Annotated in this window: 18 protein-coding genes; 11 read left to right on the forward strand and 7 right to left on the reverse strand. The window is 44.8% G+C overall.

Annotated features, from left to right (window positions below; translation table 11 throughout):
* Positions 1-3: 3 nt before the first annotated feature.
* The 3 genes from atzF to M1D72_RS02410 all read left to right on the forward strand — a co-directional run bounded on the left by atzF (position 4) and on the right by M1D72_RS02410 (position 4,057).
* The gene (gene atzF / locus M1D72_RS02400; RefSeq protein WP_456295417.1) at positions 4-1,794 is read left to right on the forward strand and encodes an allophanate hydrolase; all 1,791 of its coding nucleotides are present in this window, start codon (positions 4-6) and stop codon (positions 1,792-1,794) included.
* A 198-nt stretch (positions 1,795-1,992) separates the two neighbouring features.
* Positions 1,993-3,051, forward strand: coding sequence for an HlyD family secretion protein (locus tag M1D72_RS02405; RefSeq protein ID WP_456295418.1), 1,059 nt, complete (start codon positions 1,993-1,995; stop codon positions 3,049-3,051).
* Complete coding sequence (locus M1D72_RS02410; RefSeq protein WP_456295419.1) at positions 3,041-4,057, forward strand: DUF2955 domain-containing protein; 1,017 nt, start codon at positions 3,041-3,043, stop codon at positions 4,055-4,057. The genes M1D72_RS02405 and M1D72_RS02410 overlap by 11 nt, the downstream gene beginning before the upstream one ends.
* Positions 4,058-4,169: 112 nt before the next feature.
* Here M1D72_RS02410 and M1D72_RS02415 read toward each other — a convergent pair whose 3' ends face one another.
* Positions 4,170-5,249, reverse strand: coding sequence for a CobW family GTP-binding protein (locus tag M1D72_RS02415; protein ID WP_456295420.1), 1,080 nt, complete (start codon positions 5,247-5,249; stop codon positions 4,170-4,172).
* A 190-nt stretch (positions 5,250-5,439) separates the two neighbouring features.
* Between M1D72_RS02415 and zigA the strand changes: the two genes are divergently transcribed.
* Complete coding sequence (gene zigA / locus M1D72_RS02420; protein WP_456295421.1) at positions 5,440-6,651, forward strand: zinc metallochaperone GTPase ZigA; 1,212 nt, start codon at positions 5,440-5,442, stop codon at positions 6,649-6,651.
* Positions 6,641-7,276 carry a DUF1826 domain-containing protein gene (locus tag M1D72_RS02425; protein WP_456295422.1) on the forward strand — a complete coding sequence of 212 codons (636 nt, stop codon included), beginning with the start codon at positions 6,641-6,643 and terminating at the stop codon, positions 7,274-7,276. The genes zigA and M1D72_RS02425 overlap by 11 nt, the downstream gene beginning before the upstream one ends.
* Positions 7,277-8,179: 903 nt before the next feature.
* Here the strand turns inward: M1D72_RS02425 and glgC are convergent.
* The 4 genes from glgC to M1D72_RS02445 all read right to left on the reverse strand — a co-directional run bounded on the left by glgC (position 8,180) and on the right by M1D72_RS02445 (position 13,061).
* Positions 8,180-9,397 carry a glucose-1-phosphate adenylyltransferase gene (gene glgC, locus M1D72_RS02430; RefSeq protein WP_456295423.1) on the reverse strand — a complete coding sequence of 406 codons (1,218 nt, stop codon included), beginning with the start codon at positions 9,395-9,397 and terminating at the stop codon, positions 8,180-8,182.
* A 534-nt stretch (positions 9,398-9,931) separates the two neighbouring features.
* Positions 9,932-10,753: a transporter substrate-binding domain-containing protein gene (locus M1D72_RS02435; RefSeq protein ID WP_456295424.1), complete on the reverse strand. Its 822-nt coding sequence runs from the start codon at positions 10,751-10,753 to the stop codon at positions 9,932-9,934.
* A gap of 291 nt (positions 10,754-11,044) precedes the next feature.
* Positions 11,045-11,983 (reverse strand): homocysteine S-methyltransferase, encoded by a 939-nt coding sequence (gene mmuM / locus M1D72_RS02440; protein ID WP_456295425.1) that lies wholly within the window; start codon positions 11,981-11,983, stop codon positions 11,045-11,047.
* 157 nt (positions 11,984-12,140) lie between these two features.
* On the reverse strand, positions 12,141-13,061 hold the full coding sequence (locus M1D72_RS02445) for a LysR substrate-binding domain-containing protein (protein ID WP_456295426.1): 921 nt from the start codon (positions 13,059-13,061) through the stop codon (positions 12,141-12,143).
* 181 nt (positions 13,062-13,242) lie between these two features.
* Between M1D72_RS02445 and M1D72_RS02450 the strand changes: the two genes are divergently transcribed.
* The 5 genes from M1D72_RS02450 to M1D72_RS02470 are packed head-to-tail and all read left to right on the forward strand — an operon-like array spanning position 13,243 to position 20,242.
* Entirely contained in the window at positions 13,243-15,126 is a 1,884-nt protein-coding gene (locus tag M1D72_RS02450; protein ID WP_456295427.1) for an ABC transporter ATP-binding protein, read from the forward strand.
* On the forward strand, positions 15,119-16,648 hold the full coding sequence (locus M1D72_RS02455) for an ABC transporter substrate-binding protein (RefSeq protein ID WP_456295428.1): 1,530 nt from the start codon (positions 15,119-15,121) through the stop codon (positions 16,646-16,648). The genes M1D72_RS02450 and M1D72_RS02455 overlap by 8 nt, the downstream gene beginning before the upstream one ends.
* 57 nt (positions 16,649-16,705) lie before the next feature.
* Positions 16,706-17,629: an ABC transporter permease gene (locus tag M1D72_RS02460; protein WP_456295429.1), complete on the forward strand. Its 924-nt coding sequence runs from the start codon at positions 16,706-16,708 to the stop codon at positions 17,627-17,629.
* A gap of 4 nt (positions 17,630-17,633) precedes the next feature.
* A complete protein-coding gene (locus M1D72_RS02465; RefSeq protein WP_456295430.1) occupies positions 17,634-18,488 on the forward strand; it encodes an ABC transporter permease in 855 nt (284 codons plus the stop codon).
* On the forward strand, positions 18,485-20,242 hold the full coding sequence (locus tag M1D72_RS02470; protein WP_456295431.1) for a peptidase M14: 1,758 nt from the start codon (positions 18,485-18,487) through the stop codon (positions 20,240-20,242). Before M1D72_RS02465 ends, M1D72_RS02470 begins: the two co-directional genes overlap by 4 nt.
* 255 nt (positions 20,243-20,497) lie before the next feature.
* Here the strand turns inward: M1D72_RS02470 and M1D72_RS02475 are convergent, their stop codons facing one another.
* Together M1D72_RS02475 and M1D72_RS02480 are read right to left on the reverse strand one after the other, a co-directional pair.
* A complete protein-coding gene (locus tag M1D72_RS02475) occupies positions 20,498-21,289 on the reverse strand; it encodes a CLCA_X family protein (protein ID WP_456295432.1) in 792 nt (263 codons plus the stop codon).
* A 279-nt stretch (positions 21,290-21,568) separates the two neighbouring features.
* Positions 21,569-23,191 carry a methyl-accepting chemotaxis protein gene (locus M1D72_RS02480; protein ID WP_456295433.1) on the reverse strand — a complete coding sequence of 541 codons (1,623 nt, stop codon included), beginning with the start codon at positions 23,189-23,191 and terminating at the stop codon, positions 21,569-21,571.
* Positions 23,192-23,455: 264 nt separating this feature from the next.
* Here M1D72_RS02480 and M1D72_RS02485 point away from each other — a divergent pair, with 264 nt between their 5' ends.
* On the forward strand, positions 23,456-23,866 hold the full coding sequence (locus M1D72_RS02485; protein WP_456295434.1) for a GNAT family N-acetyltransferase: 411 nt from the start codon (positions 23,456-23,458) through the stop codon (positions 23,864-23,866).
* Positions 23,867-23,927 lie beyond the last annotated feature (61 nt).

The following is a 23,927-nucleotide window of genomic DNA, read 5'->3' on the forward strand; positions in this document are numbered from 1 at the left end:
GGGATGAATACTCTAGTTACTATCGAACAATTACTCGCCGGCTACCGGAGCGGTGAAATAGACGTACGTACTTTTCTTAAACAAAAATACCAACTGGCTCAGGAAGATACACATAATACCTGGATTTCTTTGATTTCAGAGTCGCAGCTGGATGACTATATTTCCGATTTGGAGACAAAAGACAGCCAATCACTGCCTTTGTATGGCGTGCCATTTGCGATAAAAGACAACATTAATTTACAAGATTTACCAACAACCGCAGGATGTAAAGAATATGCTTATCAACCGTCAAAGTCGGCGTTTGTGGTCGAGCTGTTGATCAAAGCAGGCGCGGTTCCTCTGGGAAAAACAAACCTCGATCAGTTTGCGACAGGGTTAGTTGGGGTTCGGAGCCCGTGGGGCGCGGGCAAAAACAGCTTCGATCCTGATTATGTGTCTGGTGGGTCGAGTGCGGGTAGCGCCATCAGTGTGGCTTTAAATCAAGTGTTTTTCTCGTTAGGAACGGATACCGCTGGTTCAGGACGCGTTCCGGCGGCATTCAATAATATTTTGGGTTTAAAACCAACCAAGGGGTTACTGAGTTGCCGTGGCGTCGTGCCGGCATGTCGCACGCTAGACTGTGTAACCTTCTTTGCGCGCAGTGCGGGGGATCTCGAAACATTGATTGATGTCGCCGCGGTGTATGACGAAAAAGATGGTTATGCGCGTGAAAATGTTCAACAAACGCTGCCTGATGAATTTCACGGTTTAAAAGTGGGTGTTCCTGCGAAAGAGCAACTGGCATTTTTTGGTAACGAACAATACAAAAAACAGTTTGCTTTGGCGCTGGAAAGAATGAAAGCAATGGGCGCAGAGCTGGTTGAGTTTGATCTGCAACCCTTTATCGATGCGGCAAAACTCTTGTATCAAGGCCCTTGGGTGGCAGAGCGTTATGCAGCCATTCAGTCATTTTTTGATGAAGACAGTAGCCGCTGTTTACCGGTAATAGAAACGATTATCGGCGGCGCAAAGAACTACACAGCGGCTGATACATTTAACTATATGTATCAGTTACAGGATTACAAAGTTCAGTGTGACAAGTTGCTTCGAGAGGTGGACGTTGTCATTACTCCGACGGCGGGCAGTACCTATACGATTGAAGCGCTGGAATCTAACCCGATTGAGCTGAACAGCAACCTTGGTTATTACACCAACTTCATGAATTTATTGGATTATACAGCCATTGCCATTCCATCATCGTTCTGTGAATCCGGTTTGCCATTTGGCTTTACGCTGTTTGCGCCTGCCTTTACAGACTCAGCATTGCTCAAGCTTGCCAAAGCATGGCAAACAGCAACTTGTCTTCCTCTTGGTGCGACTGAGCAATGTTTATTTGAAGAGGAACGTATTGATCTATTGGTGTGCGGCGCCCATATGCAAGGACTCGCGTTGAATCATCAGTTGACAGGAGTGGGGGCGAAACTCAAAGCAACAGGTGAAACCGCAAAGTCTTACCGAATGTATGCGCTGGCTGGCGGCCCCCCTGAACGACCGGGGCTAGTCCGTGATGAAGAGAATGGTCAGGCTATCGAAATCGAAGTGTGGTCGTTGCCGAAGTCAATACTCGGTAGCTTACTGTGCCAAATTCCACATCCACTCGGGTTAGGTAAAGTAGAGCTAAAAGATGGTCACTGGGTGATAGGATTTATTTGTGAGCCTATTGGTACCAATGGTGCCGAGGACATTACCGAGTTGGGTGGATGGCGAAATTACCTCGCCGTTAGCCAACGAAATGTTAATCAAACCGCCATTTAAACCTCAGGATTAACCAAAGGAGAAAGGTCTCTTTCTCCTTTGAACGACACACCACTGGCAGTCAATGCTTTCCCAATATCTCCCCTTAATCTCATTTATCTGACTGAATTATTAGAGGTCGTTGGCAAGTTTCACTTAGCGATAAACCTATACTGTTGCGTAGAGTCGCCGTGCGGATACATCAAGATAAGGTTGCTAATGTCAAAAGCCGAACAATCATCCAGAAAGTTAAGCCTCTATGTTATTGCTATCGTTCTCGTCGTTTGGCTATATAGCTTGTGGTCTGACCGAGTCACGCCGATGACTAGCATAGCGCGTGTGCATTCCTATCTGGTACGTATTGCCCCTGAAGTCTCTGGTAATGTCGTTGGTGTCAATATTAAGAATAACCAAGTGGTTCGGGCTGGCGATGTCATGTTCAATATTGATTATAGAAACTATGAGTTGGCGGTGCGCTCCGCTAAGGCGAACTTAGAGCTCGCCGGGCAAAATATTGGAGCGAATATGGCAGCGGTCGAGGTCGCGCAGGCTAAAGTGACCGATGCGATAGCCGCGCGAAATAATGCAAGAGATCAAGCGGCGCGAGTGTCTGAGCTTGCATCAAAGGGAGTATTAAGCCAGGCGGAGCTTGATAACGCACTTGAATCAAGATCGCGTGCTCAGGCGGCGTTGAATGCAGCTCAAGCGTCACTTGACCAAGCCAAGCAGAATCTCGGTCCTAAAGGCAATAATAATCCGCATATCTTAGCTGCCATGGTGAGCTTGGAAAAGGCGCAGTTGGACTTACAGAAAACGGCAGTCTCCGCACCCTCGGATGGGATTGTGACCAATGTTCAGCTGACTGTTGGTCAGCAAGCCAACGTTGGTAGCCCGATGGTCACGTTTATCGATCCGAGAGAAATTTGGATATCGGCATTGGTCAGAGAAAACTCGTTAGAATATATACAACCCGGCCAGCAGGTGAAGATCGTACTGGATTCTATGCCCGGGCGAGTATTGAACGGTAAGGTTTATAGCCTTGGCTGGGGGACAGGGGATAGTAATAACGTTGACGCCGCAACGGGGTTTATCCGTGCGGATACCACCACGATTAATGCTCAGCGATACCCTGTAAACATCGTTTTTGACGACACTCCAGACAACATTCGTTATGGCTCTCAAGCAACGGTGGCGTTCTATACGGGGCAAAGCCAAGTCGGTGAATGGTTAGCGAGTCTGTGGATGAAAGTGGTCAGTGTTTGGACTTATGTTTCGTAGCTGCGTCAATCCAATCGTTAAGATTGTCTTCACACCGGTATTGTTACTTTTTTACTTAAAATACACCGGGCACCCAATGCCGATTTTGGCGCCGATGTTTGTCGTCATACTGTTGACCACGATTCCGTCCCGGCCTCCGCTCAACGTGGTATTTCAGTTAGTGGTCGTGCTGCTGGTTGTATGTGTGGTTGTGGTGTTTTTTGCTCGAATGTTTGCGGGGACGCCGACAGGGTACGCACTATTTGTTTGGGGAGTGATGACTTGGAGCTATCATCGCGGCCATCAAAACCCCCAAGACATTATTTCAACACTCAGCCTTATTGTTCTTATCATTGCCACCGTTGTCAGCAAACAGATGGAATATCCGATTGATGGTGTTCCGTTCATTATTGCTCAAGCTTTTTTATTGGCGTTGGCGACTACTTTCGTTGTCCATTTTCTATTCCCGGGCGATCAACAGGATATTAAGCCAGATGAAGTGAGTACCGGCGTCAACAGCGCATTGATGGTCGCTATATTGAAAGCCACTGCGATGTGTTTGGTTTTGGTTGCGTTGATAAGTATCGGTAGTTCACAAACGATGCTGATTGCCATCACCATCAGCAGCATGCTCAAGTTACCACTTTTGCATCATCAAAAAGACTTTGTTTATCAGCGATTAATCACCACAGCAACGGGCATCCTTTTTACATTGCCAACCATGTTTTTGTATGGCTTTGGGGCACCTTCATGGGTTGTGATGGGGGTATCGCTTTTTCTGGGGATTCAGTTGGCCTGCTACGCCATTCGAAGAGACGCACATGCGACGATTTATCAACTGTTGTTTACCAATTTTATCGTCATCACTTTCCAAATCATTAAAAATGCCGGTATTGACTTATTTTCTAATGGGTTTATGCGCTTAGTGTCGATCAGTCTCGCGATCGTTATTGGCGCCTTAATATTACGCCTCATAGGCCCAAGCACACCGAGTGTCGAGCCGAAACGTCAGTTATCGGATCCCTAGCGCTAGAAATTAATAGACGTTAGAGCCGCTGATGCGGCTCTTTGACACTAAAAGCGTAATGGCTTTTTCAATGAGTTAAGGGGGCACGATAAAGCATGATCGTCGTAGCCGTTTAACTTTTGACTTGGCAGGCAAGCATGGCTTTCTCTATCTGGCCCCAGTCTTGTTCGGTTTTGCTGATAATTTCGATGCGACTATCACGCCGGTATGCGACTTTATCAAAGTCATGTTCGTCGTTCACTCGATTATAGAAAACCCAAGCATAGCCAATACGAATCACCCCTTTAATACGCTGTATATCGGTTAAATCGTTGAGTACTTTTTCCAGAGCCCAGTAATCGAAACAGTCATCTCGATGAAATATCCAGCCACAACTGTATAAACCGCGACCATTCCCTATTTTACGTATCGGCGCTTGAGGGGCGGGCTCGGTGCTGTCATGATGCTCATGCTCATGCTCATGCTCATGCTCATGCTCATGCTCATGCTCATGCTCATGCTCATGCTCATGCTCATGCTCATGCTCATGCTCATGCTCATGATGTTGGTGCGCATTTGGAAATTGCGATTTTAGCTGCCCGTTTCTGACTAAATCTAAGAGGTCTAGGGTGATTCGCCCCTTGTGGGTTTGACCAATATATTGTTTGGGAGGAAACATCGTATTCAGACTTGATGTTGCGGCTTCAATCTGCGCTTGCTCAGCGAGATCGCACTTGTTGATGAGTACGACATCAGCCAGATTAAGCTGATCATGAAATATCTCGTTATCCATGATTTCCCCTTGCGTTAAACAACGCGGGTCCAATAAGCAGAGTGTGGCGCGAAGGTCGAGACGATGTTTAAAATTCGGCCCCATCAAGGTATCAATGATACCCTCTGGATGTCCTATGCCGGTGGGCTCAATAATTAAACGGTCTGGTTTCGTTTGCTCAATGAGCGTGTGTAACGTTATGCCTAGCGATAATCCTAAAGAGCAGCATATGCAACCGCCCGCCAGTTCTTGAACGCCTAGGCCATCTTGCGTTGGCATCATCTCCTGATCGATACCCACTTGACCAAATTCATTCACCAGTATCGCCCAGTGTTCATTCTTCGGCTTGTTTGCAAGTAACGAATTGATGGCTGTGGTTTTTCCTACACCAAGAAATCCAGTAATAATATTGGTAGGAATGGGGTCGTATTGCTCGTTCATAGTCATTCTTCTGTGGTGATGTCAGTCCTATTCTCTGCGTGTGTTACTGAAAATAGCATGAGTGGTATTGTTGCATGTATTGTTATAACATAACAAAAGCAGGCTATATCTGACAACCATCACCAGTCTAAAGGTGTTGCATATTGCCATTAAGCATGGCGACAAATTTAGGTGGCGTTTGAGAGGACACATGTATCAAAAAAAGGTTGCTGTGACAGTTTTGTCCGGCTTTTTAGGCGCAGGGAAAACCACAGTTCTCAGCCATATTTTAAATAACCGCCAAGGAAAGCGAGTGGCTATTATTGTCAACGACATGAGTGACATTAATATTGACTCTGCATTTGTGAAAAGCGAGGTTTCTTTCAACCACCAGCAAGAAAAGCTGGTGGAAATGAGCAATGGTTGCATTTGCTGCACGCTGAGAGAAGACCTGCTTATCGAAGTCGGCAAGTTGGCAAAAGAAGGGCGGTTCGATAACCTTATCATAGAATCGACTGGGATTGCGGAGCCATTGCCTGTCGCTGAAACCTTCACCTTTGCCGACGAGCAAGGACGTTCCCTTTCTGATATTGCAACGCTTGATACCATGGTCACTGTGGTGGATGCGATGAATTTTTTAAAGGATTACGATGAAGCTTGTAGCTTACAAGAGAAAGGTGAGTTTATTGATCAAGATGATGAACGTAGTGTCTCCGACTTGTTAATTGAACAGATTGAATTTGCGGATGTGATTCTAATAAACAAAACCGATCTCGTTGGTGCCGATGAATTAGAGAGGTTAACGGCGGTTTTAAAAACCTTAAACACGCAAGCAAGGCTCATTCCGATACAGAATGGTCACGTGGACACCGAAGAGGTTCTCGATACTGGGCTATTTGATTTTGAACGCGCTCAACAGGCACCGGGCTGGTTACAAGAGTTACGAGGTGAACATGTTCCTGAAACCGAAGAGTATGGAATTTGCAGTTTCAGTTACCAAGCTCGTCGTCCATTTCATCCTGAAAAATTCTATCAATTTATTCATAACACCGAAGGTTTTGGCAAGCTAATACGTTCAAAAGGCTATTTTTGGCTCGCCTCTCGTCCTGACTACGTTGGGCAATGGAGCCAAGCTGGTGGAATGGCACGCTATGGATACGCCGGGATGTTTTGGAGTGCCATACCTAAAGCCGAGTGGCCGACGGATAACGAAGCATTAAACGCTATCCAAGAAAGTTGGGTTGAGCCGTATGGCGATAGCCGGCAAGAACTTGTGTTTATCGGTCAAGGTCTTGATATTAAAGCCATGACTGAGGCTTTAGAGCGTTGCTTGCTGACTAATGAAGAGATGAATTCGGGGCGAGAAGCTTGGCTGGCGCTCGCGGATCCATTCCTTACCTGGGAGGAAGACGATGAACTTTGATAACGTTAATGAGCGACCAACAGCGGCCAGTACGACGAATGTTCAGCCAAATGTATTGGCGAACATCTATCAATCAACAAACATTGCCATATGGCCTCGCAAGCTGCCGTTAGCGTTCATTTCTAATCTTGAACAACTGCTTGCAAGCGAGGCCAACTTATCGATAGTCGAAAGGGTAAGTCCGCACAGCGCCGCTGATCAGCTGAAATCAAAACTCAGCGATTTTGCTTGCGCTGAAGAGTTAAGCGAAGATATCGCGTTACTTGTCGATATGTTTTGCTGCTTGTTTGGACGACAAGAAGCCGGATTGCGACTCACAACATTAAGTAAGCCAATGTGTCCTAACTTCCATGTTGACCATATTCCAGTTCGCTTAGTCACGACTTACCTTGGCACCGCAACACAGTGGTTGGAGGATGATAACGTCAAACGCGAGCGGCTTGGTACAGGGAACCCAAGTGATGAGGTTTTCGCCTATACGGATATCCAACAAATGCAGCCAGGCGATGTCGCTCTATTAAAGGGCAGCGGGTGGGAGGGAAACGAACATCATGGTTTAGTCCATCGCTCGCCACAAAATAGGCAGGGAGAACGGCGACTGTTATTGACGCTAGATTGTATTTGATCGCACTCTTTCCATCACTATTATGTAATATATTCAGTATGTTATAAAAATACCCTATGTAATATATAAAGACACTTCGGTTATTATTCATAATGGAATATAAAGAATACCCGATGGCTATGAGTTTATTTAATTCGATTAATAAAATTTTAATGAAATAGCGATAATCTTAAGAGGTGTTAAATTTCAGTGAGAGATGTTTAGTTCACTATGATGATAGATGATCTAGGGATTTGTGTTTGTGAGCATTTTTTAAAATGCTCACCGAGATCTACTTTTACATTCGTAAGAGCTTATCGAAAATGTGTTGGTCAAAAAAACGAAGAGGTTGTTGTTTATTCTTGTCCACAAATTAGTGGACAAGATTTATTGGTCACCATGAAAGATTATGATGATGATCTTTTGTGGAGAACTCAATATTTTTGTAATTGTGATTCACATGATTTCGATGTGTGCCGAAGAACAAAATGTATCGATAATGAATAGATTTATAGATAGTTTTTACTGTCTCTAATAAATATTTTAAATATCTAGTTAGCCCTTAAGGTTTACGTTTTAAGGGCAGTTTCATTTTAATCTTATGAGTATTTGTTTTTACAAATTAACATTAGAGGAAAGTTGTTATGCGAATTATACAAGCCAGCCGTTCTCACAATAAGATAAAAAGTAGATCAAATAAAAAAATAAGGAAAAACAAAAAAGGACTTTGTACAGTAGATAGCCATTCAGTGAGTGATTTCCACCCATGTTTAGCATGTACCTTTAGCAACGGATGTGTCTCAAGAAATAAATTAAACTAATTGGAATGTAGTGCTCTATATAGTAAGGCTACTTTTATCTAACGAGTAAGTAAAAGTAGCCAGAGGAGTACAATCAGGTTATTACTTAACGTTGATACGCAATTTAAAATCCAACTTTTTCTCCTTTTTTTATTACGACGATACCACTTTCACTAACATGAAACCTCTGTTTGTCTAATTCTAAATTTTCACCAATAACGGTGCCTGGAGCGATTTCAACATGCTTATCGATTATGGTGCGTCGAATCGAACAACCTGAGCCAATCTTAACATCACCTAAAATAATTGACTCACTAATAAAGGTGTCCTCAGCAACGTTACTTCTGAAACCCAATACGGATTTGTGAATTTTTGCACCTTGAACATAACTGCCCGCTGAGACAACACTATCGATAACTTTGACTTTGTTTCTTCCTGAGTTGACAAAGGTTGCCGAAGGGAGAGGGGGGTAGTAAGTATGTAAAGGCCAACTGCGATTATACAGCGAAAATAGCGGCGCTTTCCCCAATAAATCCATATGAGCAGACCAATAAGAATCTATGGTGCCCACATCACGCCAATAACTGTTTTCTAATTCACCTTTTATGCTGTTGGTTGAAAAGTCATAAACATAGACTTCGCTGTGGTGCATCATCTTTGGGATAATATCTTTGCCGAAGTCATGACTAGAGAGACTATTTTCGGCGTCCTCCCGTAATTCATGACATAACGCTTCAGCATTAAAGATATAGTTTCCCATTGAAACCAGCGCCCAGCCTGGGTGTCCGGGAATGGCTTGTGGGTGAATAGGTTTCTCTTCAAAACCTACCATGACGCCTTCACGATTAACTTCTATAACGCCAAAGTTTGAAGCTTCATTGATAGGAACTCTTATTGCTGCTACCGTCAGTTTTGCTGATTTATTTCTGTGGTAATTCAGCATTTGGCGAATATCCATTTTGTATATATGGTCTGAACCGAATATACAAACATCATTGACATCGGAGTGTTCGATAAAAGTAATATTTTGATATATAGCATCAGCAGTTCCTTCATACCAGCGTTTACCATCTAACATTTGTGCTGGAATAGTATGAATAAAACGATTTTTGAACTCTGAAACACTCCACCCTTTCTTCATATGTAAATAGAGAGATTGTGACTTAAATTGTGTTAATACATAAATTCTCATAAGATCTGCATTAATAAAATTATTAAGTGCAAAATCTATTAATCTATAACTACCACCAAATGGAACAGACGGTTTGGCTCTGGTTTCGGTTAACGGTTTTAATCGAGAACCTTCACCGCCAGCTAAAATCATGCCTAAAACATCAGACATAGCTATACTCCAGTTTTATTTACACTAATATATAATAACTTTTATCTTAAGCTTTATATTTCGGGGGAAGCCCATCTTATACGATATGGCTTACAGTTACTTATACGGTAATGACATTAAGGTAATGTTACAGTTTCAGTGAGGAGGTGGTTTTATTATAATTTTGGTGTGAAGGTTTATATTGTTTTTTATTATTGGTTTTAAGGTTTAATTGATAATAATTTTGGTTGTTTTGTTATTTTTATGTTTGTTATATTTTTATTGAAAGAGTTATGTTTCTTTCCGTTTGAATTTTGGTTTTCATGATTAATAGTTAAATTGTTATTTATTATAAATAAGCGGGACAAGATAGAGGTCATCAATGATAGCCAATCTTCAATGAAGAGAGGTACTTTGGGTGTGGGGAATTAATGAAATCTTTCCGTGTTTCTAACAGGTAGTTTGGAAAAGTCAGAACAAAAATAATTCAGAGACTGCTGCTGATTTGACCTCCCAAGCCTTGAGGTGACTAGGCTTGGGAGTGAGTGTTTGGGATTACTGGATGCTATCTACCCACTTATCCGATTTGAACCACTTGTCATAAATGCGCTGATAGGTTCCATCGCCTTTAATTTGACGAAGAAAATTGTTGAGGAAGTTGAGAAAGTCAGGATCTTGCTGGCGTACAGCCCAGCCCAAAGGTTCAAAGGTAAAACTTTCATCAAGATGGATCACTTTGCCTTGGTGCTGCGCTTCATACATCGAGTTATAAGGTAAGTCATACACGAAGGCATCGGCTTGGCCGTTGGCGATTTGCAGCGCCGCGTCGGCAGATGTCTCATACAGGTCGATTTTTGCGTTGTATAAGTACTTCTTTGCCGCCTGTGCGCCAGTGGTGCCCATTTGTGTCGCGACTGTGTATTGTGCGCTATTAAGATCACGATATGAGGTGATTTTGTCAGCCAGCTTTGGCGAAATGAGCACCGTTTGACCCACTTCAATGTATGGCTGGGCGAAATTCACGCTGACATTACGTTTAGGCGTGATGGTCATGCCGCCGATAAAGTCACATTTGCCCGTTTTGAGAGCAGGAATAATACCGTCCCATGCGGTATTGACGGGAACAAATTTAACATCGATTGAGCGTGCCATCTGCTTAGCGATATCGATATCAAAGCCCACATAGCGGCCATTTTTGTCCGTCATTTCAAATGGTAGATAGCCAGATTCGAAACAGAATTTAAGTTCACCGGAACTTAATATTCCATCAAGTGTTGATTCCGCTGCGGTGGCATTGGCTGCTGAAAACAGAGAGAAAATGGCAAGCGAAGAGGTTAATACGGTTCTAAGTTGTTGTGTGAAAGGTTTTAACTTCATTTTATACATCCACGTAATTTTTATTGTTTTGTCGTTTGTCTGCTTGAGATTGCAAGTATGACGGCGAATGAATGATGAAGATTTTGAAGGAATAATCAATACCTTATTCTTTATAAGATATGCTTATTTTTGCTCTGACCGAGTATTTATCTGGCTAGCCACGCTTAATAGCCAGCATGAACAGTGCGAATAACTTATCGCTCCTAGAAGCAGTAACGACTGCTCGTACGTTTTCTCCGCTTGGGGTGAACAACGTTTGCTCGCATTCTAGGAGCCAACTATTTTTATGCTTTAGTCGATGTTTGAGAAAATCTGCTTTATTTCCATGGGCGTGGTACCACAGCAGCCGCCAATAATTTTTGCACCGAGAGCTTTCCATTGCCGCGCGTATTCAAGGTAACTGGTGACACCTTGCTTATCATGTTCACACCAAGTTTTACTGTTCGGATCATAGCTGTTACCCAAGTTGCCATACACAACAATTGGTTTATTAGTCTGCGATTTGATGTTCTCTATCAACCCACCGATATATTGGGGAGCAGTACAGTTAACACCAACGGCAACCACGCACTCAAAGGGTTCTAGGGCGCGGATACACTCGGCAATCTCTTGACCATTGCAGATTTGTGATGAATTTTGTGCGCTAAATGTAATCCAGCATTTCGCATCCAGTTCTTGGACAATCTCTGCGATGACTAAGGCTTCATCCAAACGAGGAATCGTCTCGACAGCGATAAGGTCAACACCTTGATCCCACAGAATTTCAATGCGTTGCTGATGAAACTGGCGAAGCTGTTGCGCCGATAACTCATAGTCGCCGCGGTATTCCGAACCATCAGCGAGAAAGGCGCCATAGGGGCCGATGGATGCAGCGGCAATCGGATAACGTCGGTTATCCGCTTTTCCTTGTTGTTCCCACCACTCATCTCGTGCATCAAGAAGCAACGTGGCTGATGCTTTGATCAGCGCAATCGCTTCGGACTCTGACAATCCTTGCTTGGTATAGCCTTCGATGGTCGCTTGATAGCTGACCGAAGCGCTAAAATCGGCGCCAGCCTCAAAATAATCACGGTGTAACTGCTTGATAAGTTCGGGACTTTCTTTAAGAACTTTTGCTGTCCAAAGTTCGTCGTTAAGGTCGCAACCCATGGCTTCAAGGTGGGTGCCAGCAGCCCCATCAGTGATCAGAAGATGAGGGGTTGAGAGAATGTGAGTGAGATTTTGTCTCATGGTTGTTCCTTATGTGAATGACGGGCAGCGTGTTGTAATTGTTGTTGAAATCGGTAAGGAATCTGCCAGATAAAATTAGACAGTGAATTGGGTTATGTTTCAATACCGAACATGCCATTTGATGATTCTGCGGTGGGCGCACAAGCGGTTATTTCTGCTAGCGGTCATCAAGGTCTTTTGACATAAACTCTGGCATTGTTTTCGCCGATTGCTTCACGGATTCTGCAAAGCGATACAGTGATTTGTGGTGCCGAGTATTCGTGGGGTACGCAATGCTGTATGGATAATAAATGGTCGGTTCGAACGGGCGAGTGACAACGCCATTATTCGCCCAAGCTCTCGCAGCAAAAGGTTCAAGTACGCCAACGGCGAGGCCTTGCGCAATCATTGCATAAGCGGTGTGTGAGGTATCTATAAACACTCGGCGATTAAGCTCGGATTCAACGTTGTCTAAAGCCGTGGTCAGCTTTTGCCAGTAATTTGGGTTACTGTCTAACACCGTGATAACTGACTCGCCTTTCAGATCATCGGCAGTGATGACTTGCTTCTCCAATAAAGGGTGGCCTTGCTTGGCAGCAAAAACATAACGAGCATTACCGATAAACTCCTGCTCAATACCACTGAGTTGGGGGAGTTGCAGCCCGACTGCTAAGTCAACCGTGTTGGTTTGTAGCTTCATAACAATCTCGGCTAATCCATCAGTATGAATCACCACTTTTTCATCGGGAAAGTAGCGTTCATGTTCAGATAACGCAATAGGCAGAAGTGAACTCGATATCGCTGAGGTACTGGCTATTTTTAACTCTTGAGGGGCTTGGTTACGAATTTGCACAGCAACCGACTCTAATTTCTCAAGCCCAAGGAAGCTTTCTTCGACAGAACGGAAGAATTCTCCGGCTTCTTGAGTTGGGAACAGGCGACCTTTGCGACGTTCAAAAAGTCGAAAGCCAATCGAGTGCTCTAAGTCACTAATCAGACGGCTTACAGCGGGTTGAGTGACATGCATTTCAGCAGCGGCGGCAGCCGTTGTTCCTCTAAGCATGATGTTTCGAAAAGCTTCAATTTGTCTGAACTTCATTCATAATCCATAACATTTGTTTATTGAACATGACTTAATATAAGTTGATGTCATTGAATTTAGTTTACATGATGGAACTGAGTCAATCGATATAGAACTTTAGGTTGGCTAGTACAGTTTCGCAGTGACTGAGGGATGGTTACTGAGTTATAGGTTTTCACTGTCACAAAAGGATAAATCGATGACAGACAGGCAGGATGCCCTCATTCTTCGCGTTGAGGATCTCACCGTTCAATTCGGTGACAATACCGTGATTGAAAACCTGAGTTTTGATGTTCACCAGGGCAGAACGCTCGCGATTGTTGGTGAGTCAGGTTCTGGGAAATCAGTGACTTCACAAACCATTATGCGCCTTGCAGATATGGCCGGTGCGTCATACCAGTCAGGTCAGATTCACTTTCAGTCAGCGACACAGCCATCACAAGATCTGCTCTCTTTGTCGCAGTCGCAAATGCGTGGCATTCGTGGCAAAGATATCGCGATGATCTTTCAAGAACCGATGACGTCTCTGAATCCCGTATTTACGATTGGTGATCAGCTGTGTGAAGCTCTGTTATTGCACGAAAAGCTGACCAAAGCACAAGCATTAGCCGAAAGCCAAAAGCTGCTGGATATGGTTCGATTACCCGATTCCAGCGAGATGCTCAAACGTTATCCGCATCAACTATCAGGTGGCATGCGACAACGCGTCATGATCGCCATGGCGTTAGCGTGTAAACCCCAAATACTTATTGCTGATGAGCCGACCACGGCGCTTGATGTCACCATACAGGCGCAGATTCTTGCCATTATTGCTGATTTACAAAAAGAGCTCGATATGGCGGTGATCTTCATTACCCATGATATGGGGGTGGTGGCGGAAATTGCTGATGATGTGGTGGTCATGTGGCAAGGACGAAAAATCGAACAAGGTAAGGTTCAGCAGGTGTTTGCGAAGCCTAAGCACGCGTATACACAAGCGTTGCTTAATGCGGTGCCAAAGCTTGGCAGTATGACGGGAAGACGTCACCCATGTCGCTTTCCTGTCATGGTGCTTGAAAATGAGCAGTTAAAAGTGGTGGGCGAAGAGAAGGAGCAAGATACCGCGCGCTATGACATGGCGCCTTTGCTGCGCGTGAAAGATCTGATCACCCGTTTTGATACCAAGAAAAATTTCTGGGGTCGTACCACTCATCGTGTTCATGCCGTTGAGAATGTGAGTTTTGATATTTATCCGGGAGAGACCTTAGCTCTTGTGGGTGAGTCGGGGTCGGGCAAATCGACCATTGGTCGAACTATCCAGCAGTTACAAAAAGCAACCAGCGGCAATATCGAGTTTGAAGGCCGCCCCATCGAGCACAGGTCAAACGCTGAGCAAAGCCGGTTACGACAAGATATCCAGTACATATTCCAAGACCCATACGCCTCTCTTGATCCAAGAAAAACCGTGGGCTACTCGATTGCTGAGCCGATTCGAACCCATCATTTGCTGAGCAGTCGTAAACAGATTGATGAACGAGTTGCGGAGCTATTAGAACGTGTTGGTTTACGTCCTGAACACGCTGCTCGTTACCCTCATGAGTTTTCCGGTGGGCAGCGCCAACGGATATGTATCGCTCGCGCTCTGGCGTCTAATCCGAAGTTGATTATTGCCGATGAAGCGTTGTCGGCGCTGGATGTGTCGATTCAAGCTCAGATCATCAACCTGTTTATGGAGCTTCAGGAAGAATTTGGGATTGCGTACCTATTTATCAGCCATGATATGGCCGTGGTTGAGAAAATCAGCCATCGAGTGGCGGTCCTTTACCTTGGGCAAATCGCCGAAATTGGCAATCGCCAGCAGGTTCTTGAAACGCCTACACACTCTTATACCCAAAAGTTACTGAGTGCAGTTCCCGTTGCTGACCCGACGTTACAGCGAACCCATGTGCGTTTAACCGGAGACATTCCAAGCCCGGTTCGCCAAGTTGGGGATGAGCCCAAAGCGGTAACACACATTGAAATCAATCCCGGACACTGGGTTGCCAGAACGCCTCAGGAAGGGGCGAAACAATCAGACATAAATGGAGACTATGTTAATGCATAACCACATCAAAACACGCTGGCTCAAATCACTAGGGCTAGCAGCAGGCCTGACGTTTTCATCATGGAGTATGGCGGCGGGTACCTTAACGGTTTCATCACCCCAAGATCCAGGCAGTTGGGACCCGGTTGATACATTTCTGGTTAACTGGGCATCGGTGGCGACCAATCTTTATGATGGCCTGACATATCGAGGCCCTGATTTACAGCTGAAACCTGGCTTAGCCACCTCGTGGGAGCAGCTTGATGACGGTAAGCGCATTCGCTTCCATTTACGCGAAAACGTGACTTTTCATAATGGAGAACCGTTTAACGCTGCAGCGGTGAAGTTTACCTTCGATCGCTTGCTGGGAGAGCAGGGAAAGAAAGGGCCACAGCGCTCTAATTATATCGCCATTGATCATGTGGAAGTGATTGACGAACAGACCGTTGACTTCCATTTAAACGCGCCCGATCCTGTGCTGCTAACCAAACTGGCGGGGTATGGGGCGATGATTGTTCCGCCAAAATACATTCAACAACACGGTGAAGCGTATTTTAATACTCATCCTGTTGGTACCGGCCCGTTTAAATTCAAATCATACAGCCCTAAAGTGTCTATCGAACTGGAACCGTATCAAGGATTTTGGGGCGAGGCTCCGAAGTTATCGCAGCTCAACTATCGATTTATATCCGAGCCGTCTACCGCGGTGGCTGAATTGCAGTCTGGCCGCGTGGACCTAGTGATACCGCCAACCATTCCTATCGGGATGATTCCAACCATTGAGGATAACCCAAACCTTGAAGTTGTGACGACGCAAAGCCCAACGGTCTACGCGCTGCGCTTTAACTCTAAAAGTGGGATCACCAAAGATGAGCGAGTCAGAAAAGCACTGATCTATGGTGTAGATCGCCAAGCGATTATTGATTCGATTTTAGGTGGGCAAGCCGAGGCTATTTCTAGCTTTCAAAGTGCAATTTCGTTTGGTAATGATGAGACATTAAAACCGCTACCGTATGATCCCAATAAAGCGATGCAATTGCTTAAACAAGCAGGGGTCAAACCAGGCACGAAAATCCAACTGGATATCCGTGGCAATGATGCCACGTTTAATGAAGTCACGCAGGCTGTGGCGAGCTATCTGCAGATTATCGGACTGAATGCCACGATTAAGCCTTATGAAACCAACGTATTGCTCAATGACATCATTCCATCAGGTAAAACCGGTGAAATGTTCCAGCAATCTTGGGGTGGTTGGACGCTTGATTACGACAATACCGCTTACTTTATGTATCACACGGGTGAAAAATGGAATCCGTATGACAGCGATCCTGAGTTAGATAAATGGTTAGAGTCGCAGCGTTCTATTATTGATCAAACCAAACGTGAAGAGATTCTAAAGTCTATCGCCAACTACACCGCAGACCGAGCGCTGGAAATGCCACTTTATAGCTTAAATGCCATTTTTGGGGTCAATAAACGTGTGAAAAATTTCACGCCAGTGCCAGACAGCCGTCTGCGTTTGACAGAGATCTCTGTCGAGTAATGAAAAGAAGCCACCAGCTAAACGGGGTGGCTCACTTTCTCATCTAAGGACTACTTCATGACCAATTTTTTGCTTAAACGACTCGTTCAAGCCGTTTTCGTGCTGCTGTCAATTACCGTGCTGGTCGCATGGGCGATTCGTATGACGGGTGATCCTGCTTTGATGCTTACGCAAGGTGCAGGCAGTGTGACTGAAGCCGATTTGGCGCTAATTCGCGAGTCAATGGGGCTGAATAAACCGTTTTGGGCGCAATACGCGGAGTTTCTCATCGGCCTGTTTTCAGGAGACTTTGGCCACAGTTTTATGGGGGGAACCCCTGTGTCCTCACTGATCAAAATCTCGTTGCCTGCCACAGTCCTGCTGGCGTTTGCAGTAATGATTGTGTCTATTTTTCTTTCAATCCCGTTAGGGATTAAAGCCGCGGTATCCAAAGGTCGGTGGGTCGACCAGTTTATTCGCGTTACCTCATTGATTGGCCTGTCTTTTCCCAACTTCTGGTTAGCACTGATGTTGGTGCTGATTTTTTCCGTCACTTTGCAGTGGCTGCCTCCAAGCGGCATGGACGGCATCGAAAGTTTCATTATGCCGGCGTTTACGATGGCGGTGATCCTTACAGCGACGAATGTTCGTCTGATTCGCACTGCGATGCTTGAAACGCTTCAGTCTCAATACATTATGGTAGCTAGAGCCAAAGGCTTGAGTGAAACCAAGGTGTTGTATAAGCACGCACTGAGAAATTGCGCAATTCCGCTGATTACTTACTTTGGGCTTCAGTTTGGCGGCTTACTGGGTGGCATTGTGGTGATTGAAAAAGTGTTTAATTGGCCAGGACTTGGAACCTTAGCATTTGACGCTGTAAGCGCGCGCGATTACCCAGTATTACAAGCGGTCATCACCGTGTTATCGATGTTGATTGTTGGCGTCAACTTACTTGTTGATGTGGCTTATGGCCTGATTGATCCAAGAATAAGAACGGAGTGAAGAAATGGCGACGGCTGCTTATAAAGGACGGTTCACCCGTTATAAAAATTTAGAGTTTATCTTGGGCTTTATTCTCACCATAGGAATGATGCTTCTGGTTTTAATGTCTGACGTCATTTTCCAGGGCGCGGCAGATAAAATCAACTTAACCGCTCGGCTTCTGGCCCCGTTTACCGACGCTTCGTTTCCATTTGGTACTGACCCTCTTGGGCGTGATGTAATGGCTCGGGTGATTTCAGGGGGGACTGTGTCACTGCAAGTTGGGTTTATTTCTGTTCTTGGCGCTGTTGGTTTTGGTGTCGTTATGGGGTTAGTCGCAGGTTATTACCGAGGATTTTGGGATACGGTGGTTATGCGCTTTGCCGATGTACAGTTGGCGATGCCGTTTATTCTGTTAGCGATTACGTTCATTGCCATTGTGGGTGGCGGCTTAACCAATATGATTATCTTATTGATTGTTTCTCAATGGGTTCAATACGCAAGGTTGGTTAGGGGCTCTGTTCTTTCACTGCGAGATAGAGAATTTATTCAGTCAGCAAAGGCGATTGGCGTGAGTAATTTCAATATCTTGTTTAAACATCTATTACCAAACCTAATTGGTCCAGTGATTGTGCTAATGACGCTCAACGTCGCCAATAACATTTTGTTAGAAAGCAGTTTAACGTTTCTCGGATTAGGCGTTGATCCACTCACGCCGAGTTGGGGCGGAATGCTGGCGGATGGACGTACCTACATACAAACCGCGTGGTGGGTGAGTTTCTTTCCAGGAATGGCGATTTTATTGACCGTTTTAGGGTTGAATCTTTTAGGAGATTGGCTGAGAGACACATTAGATCCAATGGGGAGAACCGCTAAATGAGTAGAATATTATCGACAACCATTGGAACCTCGTTAAATCAATGGGTTGAGCACTTTCAACTGAATCAATACTCAGGTGGAAAACTCCAAATTTGGACGTTTAACGACAAGGTAAGCCGCCATCGTATTGAACACGAATTGCGAAATCTCGGTTTCGATGCCGAGGTGAATAGTGCATATAAGCCACTGGTCCATTTCTTTTTAGAAAAACTGAATGAGGCCAGCACACCATTTGAGAGTGTGACGATTGAATATCCAATCCATCCCTCGACATCAAATAAACGTTTTCTATTAGAAGCCTATCCTTTAGCTGCAATGATAAAGGCGAACAAGATGAATTTCATCGCCAGCGAGGCATCAAGCGACCACTATCAGGTGGCCATTACTGATGTGTCGCGCAACACCGCGCGGTACTCGGTATTTGCACCGAATGTGTTAAGACGTGATGCGGTGGAGACTGAGCAGTTATCACCAACGTCTTGGATCACTTTCACTGATGCGCAAAAAAATATTGTTCATCATCAGCCTTTTGTGAGTGATTACGAGCAGACATTCCTCACTATTATGCAAAGCATAAAGCAGCATGAATGGCCGTCCCAATCGCCTTATTTTCAGCGCTTGGAACTCAACATTCAGGTTCCGGTACAAGACGAACCACTTGGTTATGAACATGAAGTGATTAGCTTAAAAGAGGCGCTGCATGAAGATTTGTACTTTTCGATTCAAGAGTATTTTAAGTGGCGGGAAGGAAAAGACGCGACAGCTCGGGATTGTCAGCCCGGTCAGATCGTTCCGGTGATTACTGACTCTAGCGATGGGCGCTACCATATTGATATCGAACTAAAACCGTATTCAATCTGCAGTGAAACTCATGAAGGGGAGGCTTTGGAGCGCGCAACTCGGCCAATATCGGTTGAACAAGTTAGCGCTGAATTAGTCGCGCTTGGTGGGCAAGCCGTAAAGGCGCCAACGGTGACCGGCAACACCGTTAATGCAAGGTACTTTCGAGGTAGTGATAGGCCAATCTTGGTGACAGGTGGACAGCATGCGAATGAGTCGACCGGTGTGGTCGGCGCGCTGCGCGCTGCAAAGAGATTGCTCGTCAGTGAATCTGCACATTTAGTCTTATCACCGTTGGATAACCCGGACGGTTACGCTCAATATCAGGCATTTATCAAAGACAATCCGTTACATATGCATCACGCCGCGCGTTACACCGCGTTTGGCGATGACCTTGAATACCGCCATGTGGCGCCTTTTTATGAAAAAGAGATTCGCCAACAAGCGGCCATGAGTGGTGCGCAGTTACATGTCAATTTACATGGTTACCCTTGTCACGAATGGACGCGTCCATTTTCGGGGTACGTGCCTCAAGGCTTTGATATGTGGACGATTCCCAAAGGTTTCTTTCTGGTTATTCGTCATAGTCATCAAGGCGATTGGCCGCAATTTGCTGAGCGGTTTATTGATGCCGTTACTCGTGAATTGCAAGTCTGTACTGATGTGATTGAGATGAACCGCCAACAAATTGCTCTGTATGAGCAGCACGCGGGAGAAACGGGGTTTCGTATGATTAATGGCTTTCCATGTTTTGTATCTGGTGTTGATAAACCGGACTTTCCATTGCATCTGATTACGGAATATCCTGACGAAACGATATACGGTGACGATTTTATACAGGGGCACGAAACTCAGATGGAAACCGTGTTAGCGGCGTATCGCATTTTTCAAGCTATGACCTCTGCTGAATGTTAAGTGTTAAAAATAGACGATAGCGTGTTGACCTCAACTTAGGTTGAGGTTTTATCCTGAGCTTAAATCAACAGGGAGAGAGCAAAGGATGCAAAACACCTATATCAAAGAACTCGCCAAGAAAAGTTTTCAGGAAGAACCACAAAAAGAATATGATTCATCATCGAAGCGAGGTTTTCACCCGCCGAGCTTTTTGGTGGGGCTCATCGTTTCACTGCTGTTGAGCTTTATCATTTGAGCCGCTGAAAACAGGTCAAACTAACGACTTAATGCCGATCCAAGTGGGTGAAAATAAGCCTGCAAAGCAGTATAAATGGTATGCCGATGCGCGATATCAGGATATAAATCCATGCTTGCAGGCAGTGTTGTTCCTGATACTAAATAGCGGTTTTCAATGCCTGAGCATGATTCAATGACGGCTTCAAATGCTCGGGCCATCATTTCTGTGGGTTGTGAAAAATAACGCGTACCAAGAGTTTTATCGGCGTTGACACTACGTGATACATAGTCATGCTTATCTTGCCCACTTTCATTGAGCAAAGTGGCATCAAAAATGGCAAGCAATCTTTGGTTTAAAGGGTGAGGGGAGTGGTCAACATCTTTTAACCAGCAATCGCTGGCAAACAAAATTTTTCTCTGTGGGCCGGATCTGTCACCGATATCAAAGACCTTGTCTGCAATGTAGTGATCAAAGGCATGCCAAAACTCATGAGCAAGCGCACCTGCGCCCGCGTTTTTTGCCAGCGCTAATTCACGTTGATTCGGTGCATAGTGAGCCTGAACACCTTTACGACCGCCAGTACCAAACGCCAAATTCAAGGTACCACGTAGACCAACAGCGCTCGGTGGCAGAGCTAATAAGTAGGCAAGGTCAGCCAAAGAGTCGAATATTAGATTAGCTGCGAGCGCTTTTTCTTCCGCGTTGACCCAGTTACCAACGCGAATACTTCCCATCCCAAATGTATCTCGAATATCGATAAACGAGACTTGCTCACCATGACGGTAATCCGGACCATGACGAGTTTTGTGTTTAAAATGGGTTAACTGCAAGGTATTTCCTAAGGTGTCTGCTCAGTGAACGGCTATGGCATGCGACACTCACTCTCATAAAAGCAATTGTACATGAATCGATAAGTGAGGTAGAGGCTTTAACTTCTCTATAAGGAAAGTGTTGCGTGGTTCGGTTACATTGTCACTTGTGTGGTTGTACGCTGTGACGCTATGGGGTGATATCGCTGACGCAGTCGGAACATTGCCGGCTTGGCAATGAAAAAAAACCAACCGCATGGGTTGGTTTTTTCTGGGGTTGAGCCTAACGTATAATAAACATTATCGAACAATGAATACGCTAAGAAGACGTTTTTGATTGTCAGATTCACTGGCAAGCGCTTTGCTCGCTTTGGTACTTTCTGCAATACCCGATACATTTTGATTGACGATATCAACGGCTAAAGAAATATTGCTCGAAATATCTTCTGTGACGCTAGACTGCTCACTCGCTGCTGTTGCGACCAGCGTATTCACATCGGAAATTGTGGTAACGGAATCAATGATTTTTTTAAATGCTTGTTGCACGCTGTTGGCAATCTGTTGAGAGTTATCAATCAATTTGGTATTCGAGTTCATAAATTGATCGGCTTTTTCTGCTTGCGTTTGAAGCTTATCGATAATTTCTTTAATGTCGATCGTTGATTGCTGAGTTTTGGCTGCTAGCGAACGAACTTCGTCGGCGACCACGGCAAAACCTCTACCAGCTTCGCCTGCACGGGCAGCTTCAATCGCGGCGTTCAGTGCCAGTAAGTTCGTTTGTTCTGATATGCTGTTGATGACTTCTATCACAGCACCAATCTCCGTAGAGTATTCTTTCAGTTGGTTAACCAAGTTTGTGGCTTCACTAATCGACTCTCCAATCTTGATTGAAATTTGGTTGGATTCGGTCAGTGACTTATTGCCACTTTCAACATTGCTCATGGCTTCCCCTGCGGCGGTCTCCGCGTTGGCGGCATTTTGGCTCATTTCTAAAGCCGTACTCGACATCTCGTTAAGTGCGGTCGCAATTTGCTCGACTTGCGATAACATATTTTGAGAATTAGTGTCGGCTTGGTCCATTGTTGAAGCAAGGGTTTCTGAGGATAATGCCACGTTGTCGGCAACGGAAACCAACTCGCTGGTTAGATCGGACAATTTAACAGCGGTCTTATTGTAGCTTTCAGCAAGGATGCCTAATTCATTCTTGCCCAGATCTTCGATGCGAATCGTGAGATTACCTTCCGCCATCTTGGTCATGGCACCTTGAATTAACGTAATGGCGCTGGTTAAGTGGCGGGAAATAAAAAAGCCAGTGAAAATGACGACAATTGTCACGGCAATGACGACCAAAATCATTAATTGAATGGCTTCGTCATACAGCACGTCCCCGTAGTTACTGGCTTGTGCTGCTGAACTTTTATTTAAGTCGGATAATTTTACCAATACCGCGGAGTATTCTTGATAAGCCTCTCTTGAAGTACCTAAGAATAAGTCTTTTGCTTGTTGGTTTTTATTCTGTTCGGAGAGTTCTAATAGGTTCTTTTGAATGTTTAGATACTCAGAATATTTACGTTTAAATTCCTGAAGAAGCTGCTCTTCTTGGTCACTAGAAACCAGCTTTTCATACTCAGAGAGTGTTTGTAAAACCTCCGTTTTTACCGATTGTATTTCTTGATCTGCTTTTTGTATCTGCTGGCTGTCGGTAGAAATAATATGTACTGACTCATAGTTGCGTAAGTCGGCGGTTAACGTATTGATACGCTCAATCAGTTGTACAGAGGGTAGCCAATTAGTCGAGATGACAGTCGACTGATGGTTGATGGTGCCCATCTGAGTGATGGATATCCAAACCATGACAAGAAGAGCTATCACGGGAATGATGAATCCACCAAGAAGTAGTTTGCCAATTTTTATATCGCGCATAGAACCTTGCCCTGTCTTTGTGACTAAACGTATTGAGTAAATAAGTTCTAATAACTATAGATGATCCGATTACGTTTGCAGGGCGAGAGTGAGTGGCAAAGCCAGCAAAATGACTAACCGTGAGCGTAAGCGGAAAGACATAGAGAAAGCGCTTGCTGAGGCACGTGCTAAATTATTAAAATTCGAGCAAAATTAGGAAAAGGTTTTCTCATGGTAGTCTGTTCTAAAGTTTACCTTAATCCGACATTATCTCTTTGAGGCAAGATGAAAATACAGCAAGTTACGGCCGTAGAGGTTTTACCGATTCGTCATCAAGTGCTTTGGCCTGAAAAGCCACTTTCATTTTGTATTGTTGAAGGGGACGAGTTCGCCACTCACTATGGTGCCTTTGTCGATAACCAGTTGGTCTGCGTGGCGTCAATTTATATTAATGGTCGTGAAGCGAGATTAAGAAAGTTTGCGACTTTGCCTCAATATCAGGGCCAAGGTATTGGCTCAAAGGTGCTGGAGCATGTTATGTCGACGTTGCAGCACTTCAACATGCACTATTTTTGGTGTGATGCGCGAACCACAGCCCTCAGCTTCTATCAAAGGTTCGGGCTTGAGGTTGATGGGCCGGAATTTGAGAAATCGGGCATAGCGTATTACAAAATGTCGGTTTGTTGGCGCGATTAGCCGAGTTTTTCCTCCATCAATATTTCATGTTACTTGCAACAGTGACTAGGTAATGAGAGTG

The organism is Vibrio sp. AK197, assembly GCF_053903115.1.